The following is a 15865-nucleotide window of genomic DNA, read 5'->3' as shown; positions in this document are numbered from 1 at the left end:
ATTAGGAAACAAAGCCCATCTATGATCAGTTTACAGGCTTTGTTCATATGGCGATTTCACTCGGGTCGGAACAAGCGGTCGATGCACTCACTCAACGCTTGGTCGAAGACGGCTATGAGCGCTTAGATGGCCCAAGAAAAACAGGCGATGGCTATTATGAGAGCTGTATACTCGATCCAGATGGTAATCGCTTGGAACTTACCGTTTAATGGAGGGAGCTTGAATAGCTTTTAACTCACCAACGGAACTGAGGTATTACAATGATGAAGCATGCTGTGACTTTCCTTTTTAGTCTTGGGCTGATGGGATGTGCTACCTCAGAACAAGTACATGAGCAGGAGACGGACGCGAAACCTGAACCATCACAACCCATTGGTTACCTTGGTTTTAAAGCTCACCAAGAGTGGGCTATTCAATTCAATGATTGCACGGTCTACGATTTAATCGGCGCACAACCTTACCAGTGGTTTGATCGCACTTCAGCCTCTGTGAGCTGTTATACGTTCAAGCCAAATGATGCCATCGAGCCATTATCAGTCTATGCTGACGCAAACTTCGACAGCAATAAGCTAGCCCCGATTAACCTATTTCAAGAGCTGCAGGTATCAGAGTCTGGCTGGGGCAGCTTTCCTGCCGTCTATAAGACCAACGGCACCAACTGGTTGAAAGTCAAAGAGGGTAGGATTCACCTCACACTAGCCGATCAGACACTCGTCCAGTTCTACCCTGGCACTCAAGACCAATCTGGCAAATCACTGCATGATCAGTATTTTGAACAGCATTGATCGTAATGCTGACTGTTGATTAGTCTTTAGATCGATCAAAAAAGATCTTTTAACTATTGCTGAAACCGGTTTCAACCTGTATCTTTTCTTTTATTGAAATCGGTTTCAGAGTTGCAATGAGCTCTCTAATCCTGATCTTTTTCACGAATAACTTGTAGCGAGTAATGGTATGAACAACGAATTTCCGAACGATTTTTTATGGGGCGGTGCAGTAGCAGCGCATCAACTAGAAGGCGGCTGGGATGCGAATGGTAAAGGTGTCAGTGTTGTTGATGTATTAACAGCGGGCGCTCATGGTGTACAACGTCGAATCACCGATGGCGTGATTGACGGCGAAAACTATCCTAACCAAGTCGCAGTGGATTTCTACCATCGCTACAAAGAAGACATTAAGTTATTCGCTGAGATGGGCTTTAAGTGTTTCCGTACCAGTATCGCGTGGACGCGTATCTTCCCAAATGGCGATGAAGCTGAACCGTGTGAAGCGGGTTTAGCGTTTTACGATGATCTGTTTGACGAGCTGTTGAAATACGACATTCAGCCTGTGGTAACACTGAGCCACTTTGAAATGCCTTACCATCTAGCTAAGGAATATGGCGGCTGGATGAACCGCAAAGTGATCGACTTCTTCGTTAAGTATTCAACTGCAGTGATGGAACGATACCAACACAAAGTGAAATACTGGATGACGTTTAACGAGATCAACAACCAGATGAACACCTCGGCAGATATTTTCGGTTGGTTATGCTCAGGCGTGAAGTTTCCACAATGCGAAAAGCCGCAAGAGGCGATGTATCAAGCGGTTCACCATCAGTTTGTTGCAAGTGCTTTGGTGGTTAAGAAAGGTCACGAGATCAATCCAGATCTTCAAATCGGCGCAATGTGTGCGATGGTGCCTTTCTATCCTCGTTCTTCTAAACCGGAAGACATTATGGTGGCACAACAAGCGATGCGTGACCGTTACTTCTTCTCAGATGTGATGGTTCGCGGTCATTACCCAAATTACGCTACGCGTGACTGGGCAATCAAAGGCTTCAACATTGAGATGCAGCCTGAAGATGAGCAGATCCTAAAAGAAGGTAAGGCTGATTACTTAGGCTTTAGCTACTACATGTCGAATACCTTGGATTCTTCTTCTCACCAATCTACAGAAGAAGCGATGGACGGCGGTCATGAAAATTCGGTCGATAATCCGTTCATCCAGTCTAGCGATTGGGGCTGGCCAATTGATCCGACGGGTTTGCGTTTCTGTTTAGCGTCTCTGTATGAACGTTATGAAGTGCCATTGTTCATCGTTGAGAACGGTTTTGGCGCGGTTGATACCATTGAAGAAGATGGCAGCATTAATGACGATTACCGCATTGCTTACCTTGGCGACCACATCAAAGAGATGAAAAAAGCCGTTTCGATTGATGGTGTTGATTTGATGGGCTATACCCCTTGGGGCTGTATCGATTTAGTTTCGTTCACCACGGGCGAGATGAAAAAACGCTACGGATTCATTTACGTAGATAAGCACAACGATCAATCTGGCTCACTAGAACGCAAGCGCAAGAAGTCTTTCGAGTGGTATAAAGGTGTGATTGCATCTAACGGTGCCACTATTTAGAATGCATTCCCCAGCGCAGTTATGTGAACTGTGAGCTGTCATTTTGCAATGAATTAGTCGGCCTATGTCGGCTAATTTTTTATAAAGGAAAAGAAGCGAATGGTAACCATGCTTGATGTCGCAAACCGCGCAGGCGTATCTAAATCGACCGTTTCTCGTGTCTTAAATGGCAAGAACATCGTGCGCCCAGATGTGGTGAAAAAGGTATTTGATGCGATTCAAGAAACAGGTTATCGACCGAACTTGTTGGCTCAGCAATTGGCGACCAAGAAGACCAATTTCATCGGCTTTGTAATTACCAATGAGTTGTTCAATGGCCCTTACTTCTCTTCCTTGATGTATCACGCGGCTTCTTATAGCGAAAAGTCGAATCACCAATTGGTGATCACCGATGGCAAACACAGCGCTGAAGACGAAAGAAAGGCGATCAATTTCCTGCTGGATATGAAGTGCGCGGGCATCATCATCTATCCGCAATGTTTAACCGAAAGCGAGATAGCTCAGATCATCGAAAGCACTGACACTCCGATTCTGGTACTCAACCGAGAAATGCCGTCGAAGCCCAATCATGCTATTACCACCGACCATTATCAGATCGCTTGTTTGATGGTTGAACACATCATCGAGCAGGGTCATACCGATATTGCAGTGATTCGTGGTAAAGCCGGTTCTTCGACCGATGAGCTGCGTTACCAAGCCTATCAAGATGTGTTAACTAAACATGGTGTTGCATTGGATGAGTCCAACGTTGTTCAAGGTGATTGGACGATGGAGAGCGGTTATCACGCGGCTCAAGCTTTGGCAAAAAGCAGAACCACATTCACTGCTATCTTGTCTGAAAACGATGATATGGCGATTGGTGCGATTAAGGCGTTAACCGAACTTGGGTACTCATTGCCTCAAGATGTTTCGATCGTCGGCTTTGATAACAGCAAAGTGGGGGCGTTTTTAACGCCAAGCTTAACGTCTGTGAGTGTGCCATTAGAGCAAATGACGCAAAAGGCGATCCTGCAAATTGTCGGTGAAACAGAGCAAGCGACCACCATCAATACCACTGGTAGTTTGGTGTTACGTGATTCGATAGCGAAGCTAAATTAGCACTGTTCGAATTTCATATTTTACCTACAAAAAGTGACGAGCTGCGCATCTCTTAAACCAAGCTCAAACACTCCTTATTCACTGTTATTTAGATGTGCGATATTGCGTTTTTGGTCGATGAATTGACCACCATTAGTTAAGTAATGTGGAGCTAGATAAGTAATATGAAAATAGCTAATTGATGTGAGAACAGGTAAGTAACGTGAAAACAGAAAAACAAAAAATGCTAGCAGGTGAACCTTATCAGGCTTGGGATAAAGAGCTTTATGCAGCTCGTATCGAATGTCGCAAGGTGCTTCAAAAACTCAATAACAGTATTCCTGGCACATCTGAATGGGAAGCAGCAACGCAAGAGCTCATTCCGGACTGTGAAAATGCGCATTTAGAACCTCCATTTCGTTGTGACTACGGCTCGAACATCAAGCTAGGCAAGAACTTCTACGCTAACTTTAACTGCGTGATTTTGGATGTGGCTGAAGTGACTATTGGCGACAATGTGCTGCTTGGTCCGAACGTTCAAATCCTGACTGCAGGTCACCCACTCGATGTGAAAGGCCGTGTAGAAGAAGGCGTTGAGTTTGGCACACCGATTAATGTTGGCAACAATGTTTGGCTTGGCGGTGGTGTAATTATCTGCCCCGGTGTCACCATTGGCGAAAACAGCGTGATTGGCGCGGGCAGTGTCGTAACCAAAGACATCCCAGCCAATGTGGTTGCAGTCGGTAATCCATGTAAAGTGCTGAAAGCGATCGATAACGAGTAATAATCAGATTGAATTGATAAAGCCCGAACCTAGGTTCGGGCTTTGTTTTTTCTATTCTTGCTAGATGCTAGATGCTAGATGCTAGATGCTAGATGCTAGATGGAACAGCTTGTTGTGCTTGCTTTTTATCTAACGCACCACTGAATCGAGTCAGAACAAGAGCGATCAAAACGATCACAGCACCTACCCAAGGGGTGTTCATTAATCCAGATTTCGCGACAATCAAACCACCGCCCCATGAGCCTAATGCAATACCGACGTTGAAGGCTGCAATGTTCAATCCAGAAGCGACATCGACGGCGTCTGGTGTGTATTTCTCAGCCAGTTTCACAACATACACTTGTAGTCCTGGAACGTTACCGAATGCGAATGCACCCCAAACCAAAATGGTAGCAACAGCTGCGTAAGGGTTTACTGCGGTAAAGTTGAATACCACCAGTACTGCGGCTAAACCAGAGAAGATAACGGTCAGTGCTTTAATTGGGCCCATCTTGTCGGCCATTTTTCCGCCCCAGATGTTACCGACCGCCACTGACACACCGTAAACCAACATGATTAAGCTGATTGAGCTCGAATCAAATCCTGATACATTTTCCAGTATTGGAGCAAGGAAGGTAAACGCTGTGAATGTGCCGCCATAACCTAGTGCTGTGATAGCGTAAACCAACAGTAAGCGTGGTTGAGTTAGAACCTTTAGTTGTGCTGAAATCTTCGCCGCTGGTGGTTGCTTAAGGTTGCTTGGAACCAAGATAGCGCTGCCGATAAGAGCAATAAGACCAAGCAGAGCAACGATCAAGAAGGTCGCTTGCCAGCCAAAGGTTTGGCCGATATAAGTGCCCAGTGGTACGCCGGTTACCAATGCAACCGTTAAACCTGTAAACATGATCGCAATGGCACTGGCTGCTTTATCTTTTGAAACCAAACCTGTCGCGATGGTCGATCCAATCGAGAAGAACACACCATGGGCAAGGCCAGTCAAAATTCGTGCGGCGATCAGCGTGTTATAGCCTGGAGCTTGCCACGCCAATAAGTTACCAATGACAAACAATGCCATCACGGTCAGCAACACCGCTTTACGATTCCACTTTCCGGTTAATGCCGTTAAGACTGGTGCGCCAATAGCAACGCCAAGCGCGTATAAACTGACTAATAGGCCTGCTGATGGCAGAGATACATTCAAGTCGCTCGCCATGGTAGGAATCAAGCCTACGATGACAAATTCTGTGGTTCCGATGGCAAAGGCGCTGAGCGTCAATGCAAGTAATGCTAGTGGCATAATCATCTCTCTTACTGTTCTTTGTTAAGTACCGAGCGCGATAAAATGGGGCAGCTTGTGACTGCAATAGGAGCGCTTCGTTTGATGGCGAGGATTATCTAGCAAAATATATTTGTGAAAAATGCCATCATTAACAAATAACCTTTGTGATATTTGCAATAATTGGAGGGTTAGCCGATCATTGGATTAAGCTGATGAGATCGAAAAGACACCGTGATTTGAGCTGTGATGAGCACAAGCGAGATGACATTAAACAAAATGAAGATAGCGAAGGAGCCTCATGTTAACCCGTTCAGATGATTTAGAAATGGTACTCACCGTTGTCGATGCTGGTGGTTTTTCTGCGGCGGCAGAGGCGCTGGATGTGCAGGTCGCCAAGGTGTCTCGCTCGGTGAGTAAGGTTGAGTTACAACTCGGCGTCTCAATATTCAACCGAACAACGAGACGCGTGGAATTGACGGAGGAAGGACGGCAGTTTGTCGATTCAGTCAGGGTGGGATTACAGATGATTCAGAGCGCGGAAGAAGAAATCGTGTCGCGCGGTGAGTTGCCAAAAGGTCGTTTAAGAGTCGATGCCGCCAGTCCATTCGTATTTCACCAACTAGTGCCGTTGGTGCAGTCATTCAAAGAGGCTTACCCAGACATTGAGTTGGAACTCACTTCCAACGAAGGCTTCGTTGATCTTCTCGAAAAGAGAACTGATGTTGCGATTCGAATCGGTAAGTTGTCCGATTCAACACTGCACGCTCGCCCGTTAGGAAAAAGTTTACTCCATATTGTTGCGTCACCTGATTATCTCGCTAAGCGTGGGGTGCCCACCAAACCTGAAGATTTGAGTTCGCATCAAATTGTGGGGTTTGCGGGTAACAAAGTGCTTAACCATTGGCCTTTACCAAACCAAAGTGATGTCGCGCCTACTGTGACAGCCAGTAATGGTGAAACCGTGCGTCAACTAGTCTTAGCTGGAAATGGGATTGCTTGTTTATCGGGGTTTATGGTGCAGGAAGATATGGCTGCGGGTCGCCTAATCCCTATTCTGGAACAAGACAAACTTGCCAACACAGACCGAGAGCGAGTGAATGCGGTTTACTACAAGTCGTCATCGGTCTCTAAACGTATCTCGGCGTTTATTGATTTTATTCAACCCCGTTTGAAGCTCTAACTAAGGCGGCTGACGATATCCGCATAAATGAAAAAGCCCCGCTGACGTGTAGCGGGGCTTTCAAATTGAACTCGATAGCTTGTCAGTGTGCTTTCTAGTAACAGACTACTGAAACTGTACTTAAGCGATCTTAGTCATCTCGTTAAGTGTAAATGACGTAACACTACCTTCGGTTGCTGCCATGTATTCAGCGAGGTGAGTATTACCCATGTGTGTTTGCCAAAGTTCACGAGACGTCCAGTTTTCGTAGAAAGTGAAATGTGCTGGGTTTTCATTGTCTTGGTGAAGGTCGTAGTTGATGCAGCCTTCTTCAGCGCGAGTAATATCAATCAGCTTTAGCAGCTCTGCTTTAACCAATTCAATTTTGTCTTCGTTAGCGACGATGTTTGCGACGATAGTTAGTTGAGTCATGTTGGTACCTATATTATTTTTCACCGAAATGGTGATTTGTCTGTGTTTACAGTGCCACTCTTTGTTCATTGAGCTGCAGTCTGTGTCGATGGATAAATAATAGTGGGAATATTTGAAACGATAAACAGTGCTACATTTGAATTATTGTCAAAAAATAATTGATAATAGCTTGGGTATTATGTGCTACTCGGCGTAGGTTAGGAGTGTTTAGAAGCCGCCCGCCCACGCATCAAAATCGTCAATGTTGTCGAGCTCTTCTTTAGTTCTTGGGGCTGGGTAATAAGGCAGAGCCAATCTTTGAGCGGAAGGTTGCAGTTCCCAATCGGGTGTAATCTTGAGTCGGGTTAACTCATCGTTGAGGCGCACAAACATATAGTAGCCATCGGCATGGGTATTGGCGTAACTCGCGATAGTTGCGATATCACCAGAAGGTAACTTTACGTCTCGACCCAGTGGATAGAGTTGGTGCAATGCGAAACTCACTTTGGGATCTTCAAGTTTGCCTTGCTTAAAGCGCTCTAATCCGATGGCGGTTGAAGTAGTGCGCGGCTTCCAACCTGTGAGGAACAATCCACTCAAGTGATCTTGGAACGGCTTGCCCTTTCGATTGCCTTCATTGGTAATGAATTGAACCGTCAGCGTGTCTCCCGATTCTTGCAGAATTTCTAAAAACTGTTCACCAGTGCGATCGACCAAAAGCTTCATAAGACATAAATACCATTAAGAATGAAATACGATAAAGGGTACTACTATAAGGAAGGCTTGTGTAGAGACGATAAAGGTTATGCAGCGTGAACAATGTTTTCGGTGTTGATCCTTACATGTCCCTTAGATGAACAACAGCTTTAGCGCTTACGTAAGTAATGCGTTTGCACAATCTCATATAAGTAAGTCGACACGCCTGTTAGTGTGAAATCAAGCGGTGAAACTAGATCTCCAAACAATGGTGAAGCATCACCCAGACCGAATAGAGCTCACCATTGACATGGTCGAAAAGCCGCTGAGTTTATACTGTTTGGCACTCACCCAACTTAAGTGATTTGTGGGCCAATTTACCGACCTTTAAATTTATACTGGATAATTACCTATAAATTTCAGGCTTTAGCAGTAATAATCAATGAATAGATCGGAATAGCTTGTTCATTGAAAAGCTGTACGGAAAGTTTCTAAAGACGCCATCGTGAAAAGGAAGTCAGATACATGCCTGTGCTCCAACGCATCAGTTTAACGTTAATCTTAATCGCCGTTTTAGGTGGGTGTTCTTCACTTCCTGAAGGCATCGATCATCCAACAGAACCGCCAACCTCTCCTGCACCTAGTTCTTTATCGGTTCTAACCAATGAATTTCAGCCTGAAGCTTTAGAGCAAGGCACCACTGCGGTTCGTCTGCAAGAGTCTGGTTGGGATGCCTTGGCACAGCGATTAGCGCTGGTCGAAAGTGCCGAGCACACCATCGACATTCAATATTACATCTGGAACTCTGACGAATCGGGCAGCTATCTCGCTAGCCGTTTATTAGCAGCGGCCGAGCGCGGTGTGAAGGTTCGCGTAATGCTGGATGATATCAACCTCAACGAACGTGAAGGGTTGCTGTCGGCACTGGATGCACACCCGAACGTCGAGATTCGTATCTTCAACCCAACACCAACACGCCGCGGTTTCAGTAAATGGCTGAGCTTTGTCGGCGACTTTTCTCGTTTAAATCGCCGTATGCACAATAAGTCGTTTACCGTCGATGGTACTTTGTCTGTGGTGGGTGGACGTAATATTGGTGATGAATACTTCGACCTTTCTGATGAAATCAATTTCCGAGACCGCGATGTATTAGTCATGGGCTCGGTAGTTAACACCATCCAAACCAGTTTTGTTGAATACTGGAACAGCCGTTGGTCTTACCCTGTCGATATGCTGGGTGATGACGAGCAACCTGATCTCTCGAAGATAGATAATATTGTCGTTCCGCATTATCAAAATTACCCGGAATTGCCACTAGATCGTAAGGCTGCTGATAGTTTGCTGAAAGAGGTGATTGGTGAGATGGCATGGGTGAATGCGCGTTTTGTTTACGATCAGCCTGTTCCTGATGATTCAGACAATACCGATGAACCGAAAGCGACCGCGATTCTTCTAGGTAAGTTAGCGAGTGAATCGAAACAAGAGATCTTATTGGAATCGGCTTACCTTGTATTCGATGATGGTCAGCTTGAAGAGTGGCAAGTGTTGAACAATAAGGGCGTTGAGATAAAAGCGCTAACTAACTCTATGGCCTCTAATGATCTGGTGACTAATCATTCTGCTTATGCGGGCAGACGTTACGATATGTTGGAGCATGGCATCGATCTGTTTGAGCTAAAACCAGAATCTAAGTTGTGTGAAGCATCGACTCAAGACGCGTCTAAATGTGCGCCTGAGACAGCCTATGGCTTGCACGCTAAATCAGTCGTATTCGACCGCAGCATCGCGAGCATCGGCTCATTTAACTTCAACTTGCGCTCTACCTACCTCAATACTGAATCGGTTTTGATCATCGAAAATAAAGAGATTGCTGAAACGTTAGCAGACACTATTGAGCAAGCAATGAGTGAAGATAATAGCTGGCGCTTGGAATTGGAATACGGTGATGTGTATTGGTATTCAGGCGATCAACGTTGGGACAGCGAACCAGAAACGGGTAAGTGGGAACGAATGCAGTCAGGCTTTTTGCAATTGCTACCGATTGAGAAATATCTGTAAGCTAGCCGCCTCCGGATAAATAAAAATGTCAGCGTATATTACGCTGACATTTTTGTTTGTACTGCTGTTTGTTGCTAGCTCTAATCGCTTAACGGCTTAACGGCTTAACGGCTTAACGGCTTAACGCTTGGTCAGCTGCTTGCTGTTCAAGTAAGGCAGGATATGCGGGCGAGATTCACCAGAGAGTTTCTGTGTGATCTGCTGTGACCAACTGCTCTGCTTTTGGTTGCTTGAACGGCTTGCGTAGTAGCTTTGCATCGAATCATCGTAGCTGGCAATTTCATCTAGGCTCAGCGGTTGGTATTGGTTTTCGTGCATTACTACGTGAGCAGGGAGGCGAGGTTTCACCTCTGGTTGTTGTGCCGGGTGACCTAAGCACATCCCGAACAACACGGCGGTGTGCTGTGGCAGTTCTAACAGTTCATCGACTTGTTGTGCGCTGTTACGCAACCCGCCAATGTAAACGCCACCCAAACCTAGAGACTCAGCAGCCAGCATGCAGTTTTGCGCCATGATGCCAGAATCGACCGCGCCAATCAGGGTCAGTTCAGTAAAGTCGGTTTTCACTTCAGGGTTAATTTGAGCGTGGCGTTGATAGTCGATACAGAACACCAAAAACTCAGCCGCGTTCTCCACGTAAGCTTGATTGCCTGCGTATTCAGCTAGCAACTTGCGCTTCTCGGTGTCTGTCACTCTCACGATAGAAACAGCCTGCAGTAAGCTCGATGATGAAGCCGCGAGACCAGCCTGAATAATCACATCAAGTTGTGCTTTTTCAATCGGTTGATTTGTATATTGACGAATGGAGCGGTGCCCCAGAATAGTTTCAATCGTGCTGTTCATAACTCTCAGACTGTCCTTGTGATGATGGCGTAGAGAATCACAATAACGACAATTACCATGAGCGTAAAGGGTGTTTGAGCCTTTCTGGTTGACATTTTTCAGCAGCGTCAGCCCAGTTTTTGAGATTCTATTTATAGTCGATTAATGCCAGCTGCCATGCCGCTGGCATTTTTTATTGAGCGAAACTTGCTTCGAAATAGGCGTTAAATGCTCAGAAGTGCCGGATAAAATAGGGCATACTGGACTCAATATATAAACCCAAGAAAGTAACCACGCGCATGAATCCAATCTGCCTCAACGACCCTTTTTCTCTTCCTAATGGTCAAGTGATCAAAAATCGCCTGTTCAAATCGGCAATGAGTGAACAGCTAGGTGATAAACAGCATAACCCTAAGCAAGGTTTGGTCACGCTCTATCAGCGTTGGGCTCAAGGAGGAATTGGTCTATCCATAACGGGTAACGTGATGGTCGATAGAGGCGCGCTTGGTGAGCCTAAAAACGTTGTGTTAGATGAGCACAGTGACTTAACCGTATTTCGTGAGTGGGCGAGTGCCGGAACACAGAATGGTTCGCAGATATGGATGCAACTGAATCACCCAGGTAAGCAAATTCCTAAATTCTTATGCGATAGCCCGGTTGCCCCTTCAGCTATCTCTTTAGAGCGCGGATTAGAGAAAGGCTTTAATACGCCACGAGCTCTGACTGAAAAAGAAATAATCGCGATTATTGATAAGTTCGCGCTGAGCGCAAAGCTTGCAAAACAAGCGGGTTTTACTGGTGTCCAGATTCACGGTGCTCATGGTTATCTTGTCAGTCAGTTTTTGTCTTCGAGACACAATCAACGCCAAGACAAATGGGGTGGCTCACTCGAAAACAGACTTCGTTTTGTGCTTGAGGTTTATCGCGCGATTCGAAAAGAGGTCGGTGAAGATTTCCCTGTCGGAATTAAGCTTAACAGCGCCGACTTCATGAAAGGTGGCTTCACTGAAGAAGAGTCAATGCAGGTTGTACAAACTCTGAGTGATAACGGTATCGACCTGATTGAGATCTCTGGCGGCACCTATGAAAGTCCATCAATGATGGGTTCAAAGAGCAAAGCTGAATCAATCAAGTCCAGCACAGTAAAACGTGAAGCGTATTTTATGGATTACATGGTTAAGGCGAGAAAACTCGTGAGTACACCGCTGGTGGTCACGGGTGGTTTTCGAACCGCGCAAGCAATGAATGAAGCATTAAACACCTCGGCGACCGATTTTATTGGTATTGCGCGAACAATGGCGGTTGATCCTGATTTCCCTAACAAGTTAATTGAAAACCCTAGCCACGGCATGCCATTAACGGTGCCAACCACAGGAAAACCCGCATTAGACAAAGTGGCGATGGTCGGGCTGGTTTGGTATGAACATCAAATGTGGCGCATTGCCTCTGGCAAGAATGCTGACCCTAAACTTAGCGCATTAAGCGTGGTGGTAAAAACAATTCTCAGCGCTGGCTGGCACGCTTTCAAAAAGCGCAGAGTGTAAGCAGTCATGGATTGATAAAGCAGAACTTTGAGGAATTGAAGTTCTGCTTTTTTGTTTGTCTCCTTTTAAGTTCTCGATAAATACATCGCAGAGCACCCTCAGCCAGCTTAGCTGTGGTACTAATCTAATACCAACATGAGCATTGGTTATAGTGTTCATAAGTGGCAAATCAGAGTAGACCAACTAGGATGAATTGAATTAAACCCTACAATTAATTCAACAACATGGTAGTTGCTATGAAGAAAATAACCCTCTTATCTGTCGCGATCTTATCCAGTCTCTCTTTCTCATCTTTTGCTAAAGATTGTGATCCCAACTTGCTGCCTTCTTGGAAGGACAGCGAGAGCAAATCCGCTATCGTCGACTTTGTTGGGCAAGCCACTAAAGCTGAGTCTCATACGTTCGTGGCAATTGAAGATCGCATTGCCGTGTTCGATAACGACGGTACGCTTTGGTCGGAAAAGCCTTATTACTTCCAATTAGCCTTTGCACTAGATCGTGTAAAAGAGATGGCGCCTGATCACCCTGAATGGAAAACCGAAGCACCGTTTAAGTTTGTACTCGAAGATGATATTGAGAGCGTTCTGGGCAGCGGTGAAGAAGGGCTATTGAAAATCATCATGGCGACACATTCTGGTATGACTGTTGAGCAATACCAGCAAGACGTTGAGCAATGGCTGACGGTAGCAAAAGATAAACGTTTCAACAAAGCCTACACAGACCCTACTTATCAGCCAATGAAAGAGATGCTGACTTACCTGCAAGAGCATGACTTTAAGACTTATATTGTGTCGGGCGGAGGCGTTGATTTCATGAGGGCGTGGGCTCCACAAGCTTACAATATTCCTACAGAGCAAATCATCGGTAGTGCGCTTAAATACAACTACAGCTACAACGATGGCAAACCAACGGTGACCAAAGATTCGTTGATTTTGACCATTGATGACAAAGCCGGAAAGGTCACTAACATTCAGCATATTATCGGCAAGAAACCTATTCTAGCGGTCGGCAACTCAGACGGTGACCAAGCGATGATGCAATGGGCAACGAGCCAACCCAATTCAATGGCGATGATTGTTCATCACACTGATGCTGAGCGCGAGTGGCAGTACGATCGTAAGTCTCACGTTGGCAAGCTTGATAAAGCGCTAGATGAGGCGAATTCCAGAGAGGATTGGACACTGATCGACATGAAATCAGATTGGTGTGAGGTGTACTAACGCCAAGTATACCCTTGGTCAAAACTTCAAAGGCTCGGATTTTAAATTCGAGCCTTTTTTGTGAGCGGAGGTTTTGGGAATGAACGGTTTGAAAGCAATCGTTTGAAAGGAATAAGGTGTTATGGGTTCGCTTTAAGCAAGAACGTACTATAAATTTTCAATGCATGACGGTTTAATCGAGTTAGTCGGAAATTAAAGGAATAGAGAAATGAAAACGATCGGTTTGCTCGGCGGTATGAGTTGGGAGTCGACAGTGAGCTACTACAAATCCATCAACGAGGGCTTTAAAGCCACACTCGGCGGGCTCAATTCTGCAAAGGTTTGTATGTACAGCGTGAACTTCGATGAGATAGAAAAGCTTCAACATCAAGGTCGCTGGGCTGAGACGGCGGATATCTTATCGGACGCGGCTTTATCGGTAGAGAAGGGCGGGGCTGATTTCATTCTGATTTGTACCAATACCATGCATAAGGTCGTTCCTGAGATCGAAGAGAAGACCACGATTCCTATCTTGCACATCGCTGATACCACAGCGCAGAAACTGCTGGAACAAGGAGTGAAGAAAGTCGGACTACTCGGCACGGCTTTCACGATGGAACAAGATTTCTATAAAGGCCGCCTGACTAACAAATTCGGTATCGATGTGGTGATTCCTGATGAGAGTGACCGAGAGAAAGTCCACAACATCATTTATCAAGAGCTGTGTCGAGGCCAAGTAAAAGAAGAATCTCGAGATGTATACCGTCAAATCATTGAGAAGCTAGGCCAACAAGGTGCAGAAGCCGTTATTCTGGGCTGTACTGAAATCGCCCTCCTGATTCAGCAGCAACACACTGATGTTCCCTTGTTTGATACCACAGCCATTCATGCAGAAGCGGCTGTACGTTTGGCGACGAGTGACTAACTTCTAGTTCTTATTCTTAGTTCCATAGCTGTCCTATTTTCGCTCTTGTACGATTTTCATTCGTTGAAGTGAAAGTTTTTTGTACAAAAGCAGGTCGTTAGTTAAAGAAGCGATGCTTTGTTCATTAACCAAGGCCTTATCGGTAGGTAAGGTTTTAGTTAATGACAGAGGTATCCGCGCTTTTAAGCACTATGCTTTAGTCATGACCGAAAGAGGATTTATTATGAAATGGCTTATCTTATCTGTAACGCTGTTATTCGTGGCAGGATGCCAATCGACGGGGTCTCAAGAAGCACAAGTCGGTGACGACATGAATCGAGTTCATACCCAAGGGTGCAGCAGCTAATCTTCTTTTGTGGAAACACATTTTCAGCTGCTCCGGTAGAGAGTTACCCCTACAAAGCCTTGTGTTGTCACAAGGCTTTTATTTTATAAAAAATCTAAAAACTGATTCGACTATATCGCGAATTATCAATGAATACTGGTGTTGATAAACTCTGTTTTATTAAAGCACGCTCTCGTGCTTATAGACCGGAGAAACCAATATGAATTACGAGGGAAAAGTATATCGTCCATGGACAGAGGCGAAGAGCATTCTGATTCAAACCACTTTAGGTTGCAGTATCAACACGTGCACGTTCTGTAATATGTTCAGCGATAAGCGATTTAAGGTTCGCGACATTGAAGACGTGTTTAAAGATATTGAAGAAGCACGCCTGATCTACCCTTACGTTGAATCGATTTTTCTTATTGATGGCAACGTGATGGCAGCTCGTACGGATTATCTCCTTAAGATTTTGGATAAGCTTCGTCACACCTTTCCTGAAAGTAGAAAAATATCACTCTATAGCGGTTTGAATGATTTTCGTAGAAAGAGCTTGAGTGAGCTTAAAGAGCTGAAAAGTGCAGGGTTAAGCATGGCGTATGCAGGTCTTGAGTCTGGTGATCCTGTTGTGCTCGATAATATCAAAAAGCGTATGACACCAGAGCAAGCGATTGAGGGCATGGCGCTGGCAAAAGAGGCAGGTATCGAAACTCTACTGTCGTTTATTTTTGGACTCGGCGGTCGTGAGCGTTCCCGCGAGCACATTGTCGAGACAACAAGGTTGCTGAATATCATGAAACCTGAGCAGATAGCGCCAATGGCGTTAGCGATTCAGCCAGGAACCGTGATGGAACAAGAAGTAAAAGATGGCAAGTTCGTTATGCCGACGCAACTTCAGATCTTAGAAGAAGAAAAGTATCTGCTTGAGAATCTAAACATCGACACTTTCTATTGGGGCGACCATGGTAATAACATCGTGACTCAGAAAGGTTTCCTGCTTGATTCAAGAGAGCAATTTTTGGCTAAGGTGAACCATGCGATAGCATCAAACCCAATGGCTAAAGACAGTGTTATTCAGACGTTTGCTTGGTAGCGTTTAGTTAAAAACGATACTTGCAGGCTAAGTAAAAATCGAAAGAAGTATTGTTTTCGAGGCGGGATAATCGCCATAAACCTACTTCCGTTGCTGAGACAATTCAAAATCAGCAAAGCC

General features: G+C 45.3%; 15 protein-coding genes and 1 pseudogene. 12 read left to right on the top strand and 4 right to left on the bottom strand.

Features of this window, described 5'->3' with window-relative positions:
• Positions 1 to 8 precede the first annotated feature (8 nt).
• The 5 genes and pseudogenes from AB4209_RS17260 to AB4209_RS17240 all read left to right on the top strand — a co-directional run.
• Positions 9 to 209 (top strand): annotated as a pseudogene (locus tag AB4209_RS17260) (VOC family protein); the annotation flags it as partial.
• 51 nt (positions 210 to 260) lie between these two features.
• Positions 261 to 785 (top strand): hypothetical protein, encoded by a 525-nt coding sequence (locus tag AB4209_RS17255; RefSeq protein WP_372056627.1) that lies wholly within the window; start codon positions 261 to 263, stop codon positions 783 to 785.
• Between the two features lie 169 nt (positions 786 to 954).
• On the top strand, positions 955 to 2394 hold the full coding sequence (locus AB4209_RS17250) for a 6-phospho-beta-glucosidase (RefSeq protein WP_136973619.1): 1440 nt from the start codon (positions 955 to 957) through the stop codon (positions 2392 to 2394).
• A 99-nt stretch (positions 2395 to 2493) separates the two neighbouring features.
• On the top strand, positions 2494 to 3492 hold the full coding sequence (locus AB4209_RS17245) for a LacI family DNA-binding transcriptional regulator (RefSeq protein ID WP_372056625.1): 999 nt from the start codon (positions 2494 to 2496) through the stop codon (positions 3490 to 3492).
• A 202-nt stretch (positions 3493 to 3694) separates the two neighbouring features.
• Complete coding sequence (locus AB4209_RS17240) at positions 3695 to 4255, top strand: sugar O-acetyltransferase (RefSeq protein WP_017064028.1); 561 nt, start codon at positions 3695 to 3697, stop codon at positions 4253 to 4255.
• A gap of 88 nt (positions 4256 to 4343) precedes the next feature.
• Here the strand turns inward: AB4209_RS17240 and AB4209_RS17235 are convergent, their stop codons facing one another.
• Positions 4344 to 5531, bottom strand: coding sequence for an MFS transporter (locus AB4209_RS17235; protein ID WP_017062388.1), 1188 nt, complete (start codon positions 5529 to 5531; stop codon positions 4344 to 4346).
• Between the two features lie 280 nt (positions 5532 to 5811).
• On the opposite strand from AB4209_RS17235, the gene AB4209_RS17230 reads away from it, so the two are divergent.
• Positions 5812 to 6693, top strand: a complete 882-nt coding sequence (locus AB4209_RS17230; protein WP_136977970.1) for a LysR family transcriptional regulator — start codon at positions 5812 to 5814, stop codon at positions 6691 to 6693.
• Positions 6694 to 6813: 120 nt separating this feature from the next.
• On the opposite strand, the gene AB4209_RS17225 is transcribed toward AB4209_RS17230, so the two are convergent.
• Together AB4209_RS17225 and AB4209_RS17220 are read right to left on the bottom strand one after the other, a co-directional pair.
• Positions 6814 to 7104 carry a putative quinol monooxygenase gene (locus tag AB4209_RS17225; protein ID WP_017062386.1) on the bottom strand — a complete coding sequence of 97 codons (291 nt, stop codon included), beginning with the start codon at positions 7102 to 7104 and terminating at the stop codon, positions 6814 to 6816.
• 207 nt (positions 7105 to 7311) lie between these two features.
• On the bottom strand, positions 7312 to 7809 hold the full coding sequence (locus AB4209_RS17220; protein WP_050632743.1) for a hypothetical protein: 498 nt from the start codon (positions 7807 to 7809) through the stop codon (positions 7312 to 7314).
• A gap of 495 nt (positions 7810 to 8304) precedes the next feature.
• Between AB4209_RS17220 and AB4209_RS17215 the strand changes: the two genes are divergently transcribed.
• Positions 8305 to 9837, top strand: a complete 1533-nt coding sequence (locus tag AB4209_RS17215) for a phospholipase D family protein (RefSeq protein ID WP_372056622.1) — start codon at positions 8305 to 8307, stop codon at positions 9835 to 9837.
• A 120-nt stretch (positions 9838 to 9957) separates the two neighbouring features.
• Here AB4209_RS17215 and nfsA read toward each other — a convergent pair whose 3' ends face one another.
• Positions 9958 to 10680, bottom strand: coding sequence for an oxygen-insensitive NADPH nitroreductase (nfsA, locus tag AB4209_RS17210; protein ID WP_017060948.1), 723 nt, complete (start codon positions 10678 to 10680; stop codon positions 9958 to 9960).
• Positions 10681 to 10958: 278 nt separating this feature from the next.
• On the opposite strand from nfsA, the gene AB4209_RS17205 reads away from it, so the two are divergent.
• The 5 genes from AB4209_RS17205 (at position 10959) to AB4209_RS17185 (ending at position 15745) form a co-directional block, all read left to right on the top strand.
• Positions 10959 to 12203 (top strand): NADH:flavin oxidoreductase/NADH oxidase family protein, encoded by a 1245-nt coding sequence (locus AB4209_RS17205; protein WP_372056620.1) that lies wholly within the window; start codon positions 10959 to 10961, stop codon positions 12201 to 12203.
• Between the two features lie 236 nt (positions 12204 to 12439).
• Positions 12440 to 13423, top strand: a complete 984-nt coding sequence (locus tag AB4209_RS17200; protein ID WP_372056618.1) for an HAD family hydrolase — start codon at positions 12440 to 12442, stop codon at positions 13421 to 13423.
• 208 nt (positions 13424 to 13631) lie between these two features.
• Positions 13632 to 14327, top strand: a complete 696-nt coding sequence (locus AB4209_RS17195; RefSeq protein ID WP_372056616.1) for an aspartate/glutamate racemase family protein — start codon at positions 13632 to 13634, stop codon at positions 14325 to 14327.
• Between the two features lie 223 nt (positions 14328 to 14550).
• On the top strand, positions 14551 to 14673 hold the full coding sequence (locus AB4209_RS17190; protein WP_258182976.1) for a hypothetical protein: 123 nt from the start codon (positions 14551 to 14553) through the stop codon (positions 14671 to 14673).
• A 199-nt stretch (positions 14674 to 14872) separates the two neighbouring features.
• Complete coding sequence (locus AB4209_RS17185) at positions 14873 to 15745, top strand: radical SAM protein (protein WP_372056614.1); 873 nt, start codon at positions 14873 to 14875, stop codon at positions 15743 to 15745.
• The last annotated feature ends 120 nt before the right edge of the window (positions 15746 to 15865 follow it).

It is taken from the genome of Vibrio sp. 10N.286.48.C11, from assembly GCF_041469805.1.
Classification (GTDB): Bacteria; Pseudomonadota; Gammaproteobacteria; order Enterobacterales; family Vibrionaceae; genus Vibrio; species Vibrio crassostreae_C.
Note: the sequence above shows the minus strand (reverse complement) of the source record. Positions and strands in the feature narration are given on the sequence as shown.

Coding starts and splice junctions, on each gene's coding strand:
- AB4209_RS17255 (WP_372056627.1), top strand. CDS start 261: ATGATGAAGCATGCTGTGACTTTCCTTTTTAGTCTTGGGCTGATGGGA.
- AB4209_RS17250 (WP_136973619.1), top strand. CDS start 955: ATGAACAACGAATTTCCGAACGATTTTTTATGGGGCGGTGCAGTAGCA.
- AB4209_RS17245 (WP_372056625.1), top strand. CDS start 2,494: ATGGTAACCATGCTTGATGTCGCAAACCGCGCAGGCGTATCTAAATCG.
- AB4209_RS17235 (WP_017062388.1), bottom strand. CDS start 5,531: ATGCCACTAGCATTACTTGCATTGACGCTCAGCGCCTTTGCCATCGGA.
- AB4209_RS17230 (WP_136977970.1), top strand. CDS start 5,812: ATGTTAACCCGTTCAGATGATTTAGAAATGGTACTCACCGTTGTCGAT.
- AB4209_RS17225 (WP_017062386.1), bottom strand. CDS start 7,104: ATGACTCAACTAACTATCGTCGCAAACATCGTCGCTAACGAAGACAAA.
- AB4209_RS17220 (WP_050632743.1), bottom strand. CDS start 7,809: ATGAAGCTTTTGGTCGATCGCACTGGTGAACAGTTTTTAGAAATTCTG.
- AB4209_RS17215 (WP_372056622.1), top strand. CDS start 8,305: ATGCCTGTGCTCCAACGCATCAGTTTAACGTTAATCTTAATCGCCGTT.
- nfsA (WP_017060948.1), bottom strand. CDS start 10,680: ATGAACAGCACGATTGAAACTATTCTGGGGCACCGCTCCATTCGTCAA.
- AB4209_RS17205 (WP_372056620.1), top strand. CDS start 10,959: ATGAATCCAATCTGCCTCAACGACCCTTTTTCTCTTCCTAATGGTCAA.
- AB4209_RS17200 (WP_372056618.1), top strand. CDS start 12,440: ATGAAGAAAATAACCCTCTTATCTGTCGCGATCTTATCCAGTCTCTCT.
- AB4209_RS17195 (WP_372056616.1), top strand. CDS start 13,632: ATGAAAACGATCGGTTTGCTCGGCGGTATGAGTTGGGAGTCGACAGTG.
- AB4209_RS17190 (WP_258182976.1), top strand. CDS start 14,551: ATGAAATGGCTTATCTTATCTGTAACGCTGTTATTCGTGGCAGGATGC.
- AB4209_RS17185 (WP_372056614.1), top strand. CDS start 14,873: ATGAATTACGAGGGAAAAGTATATCGTCCATGGACAGAGGCGAAGAGC.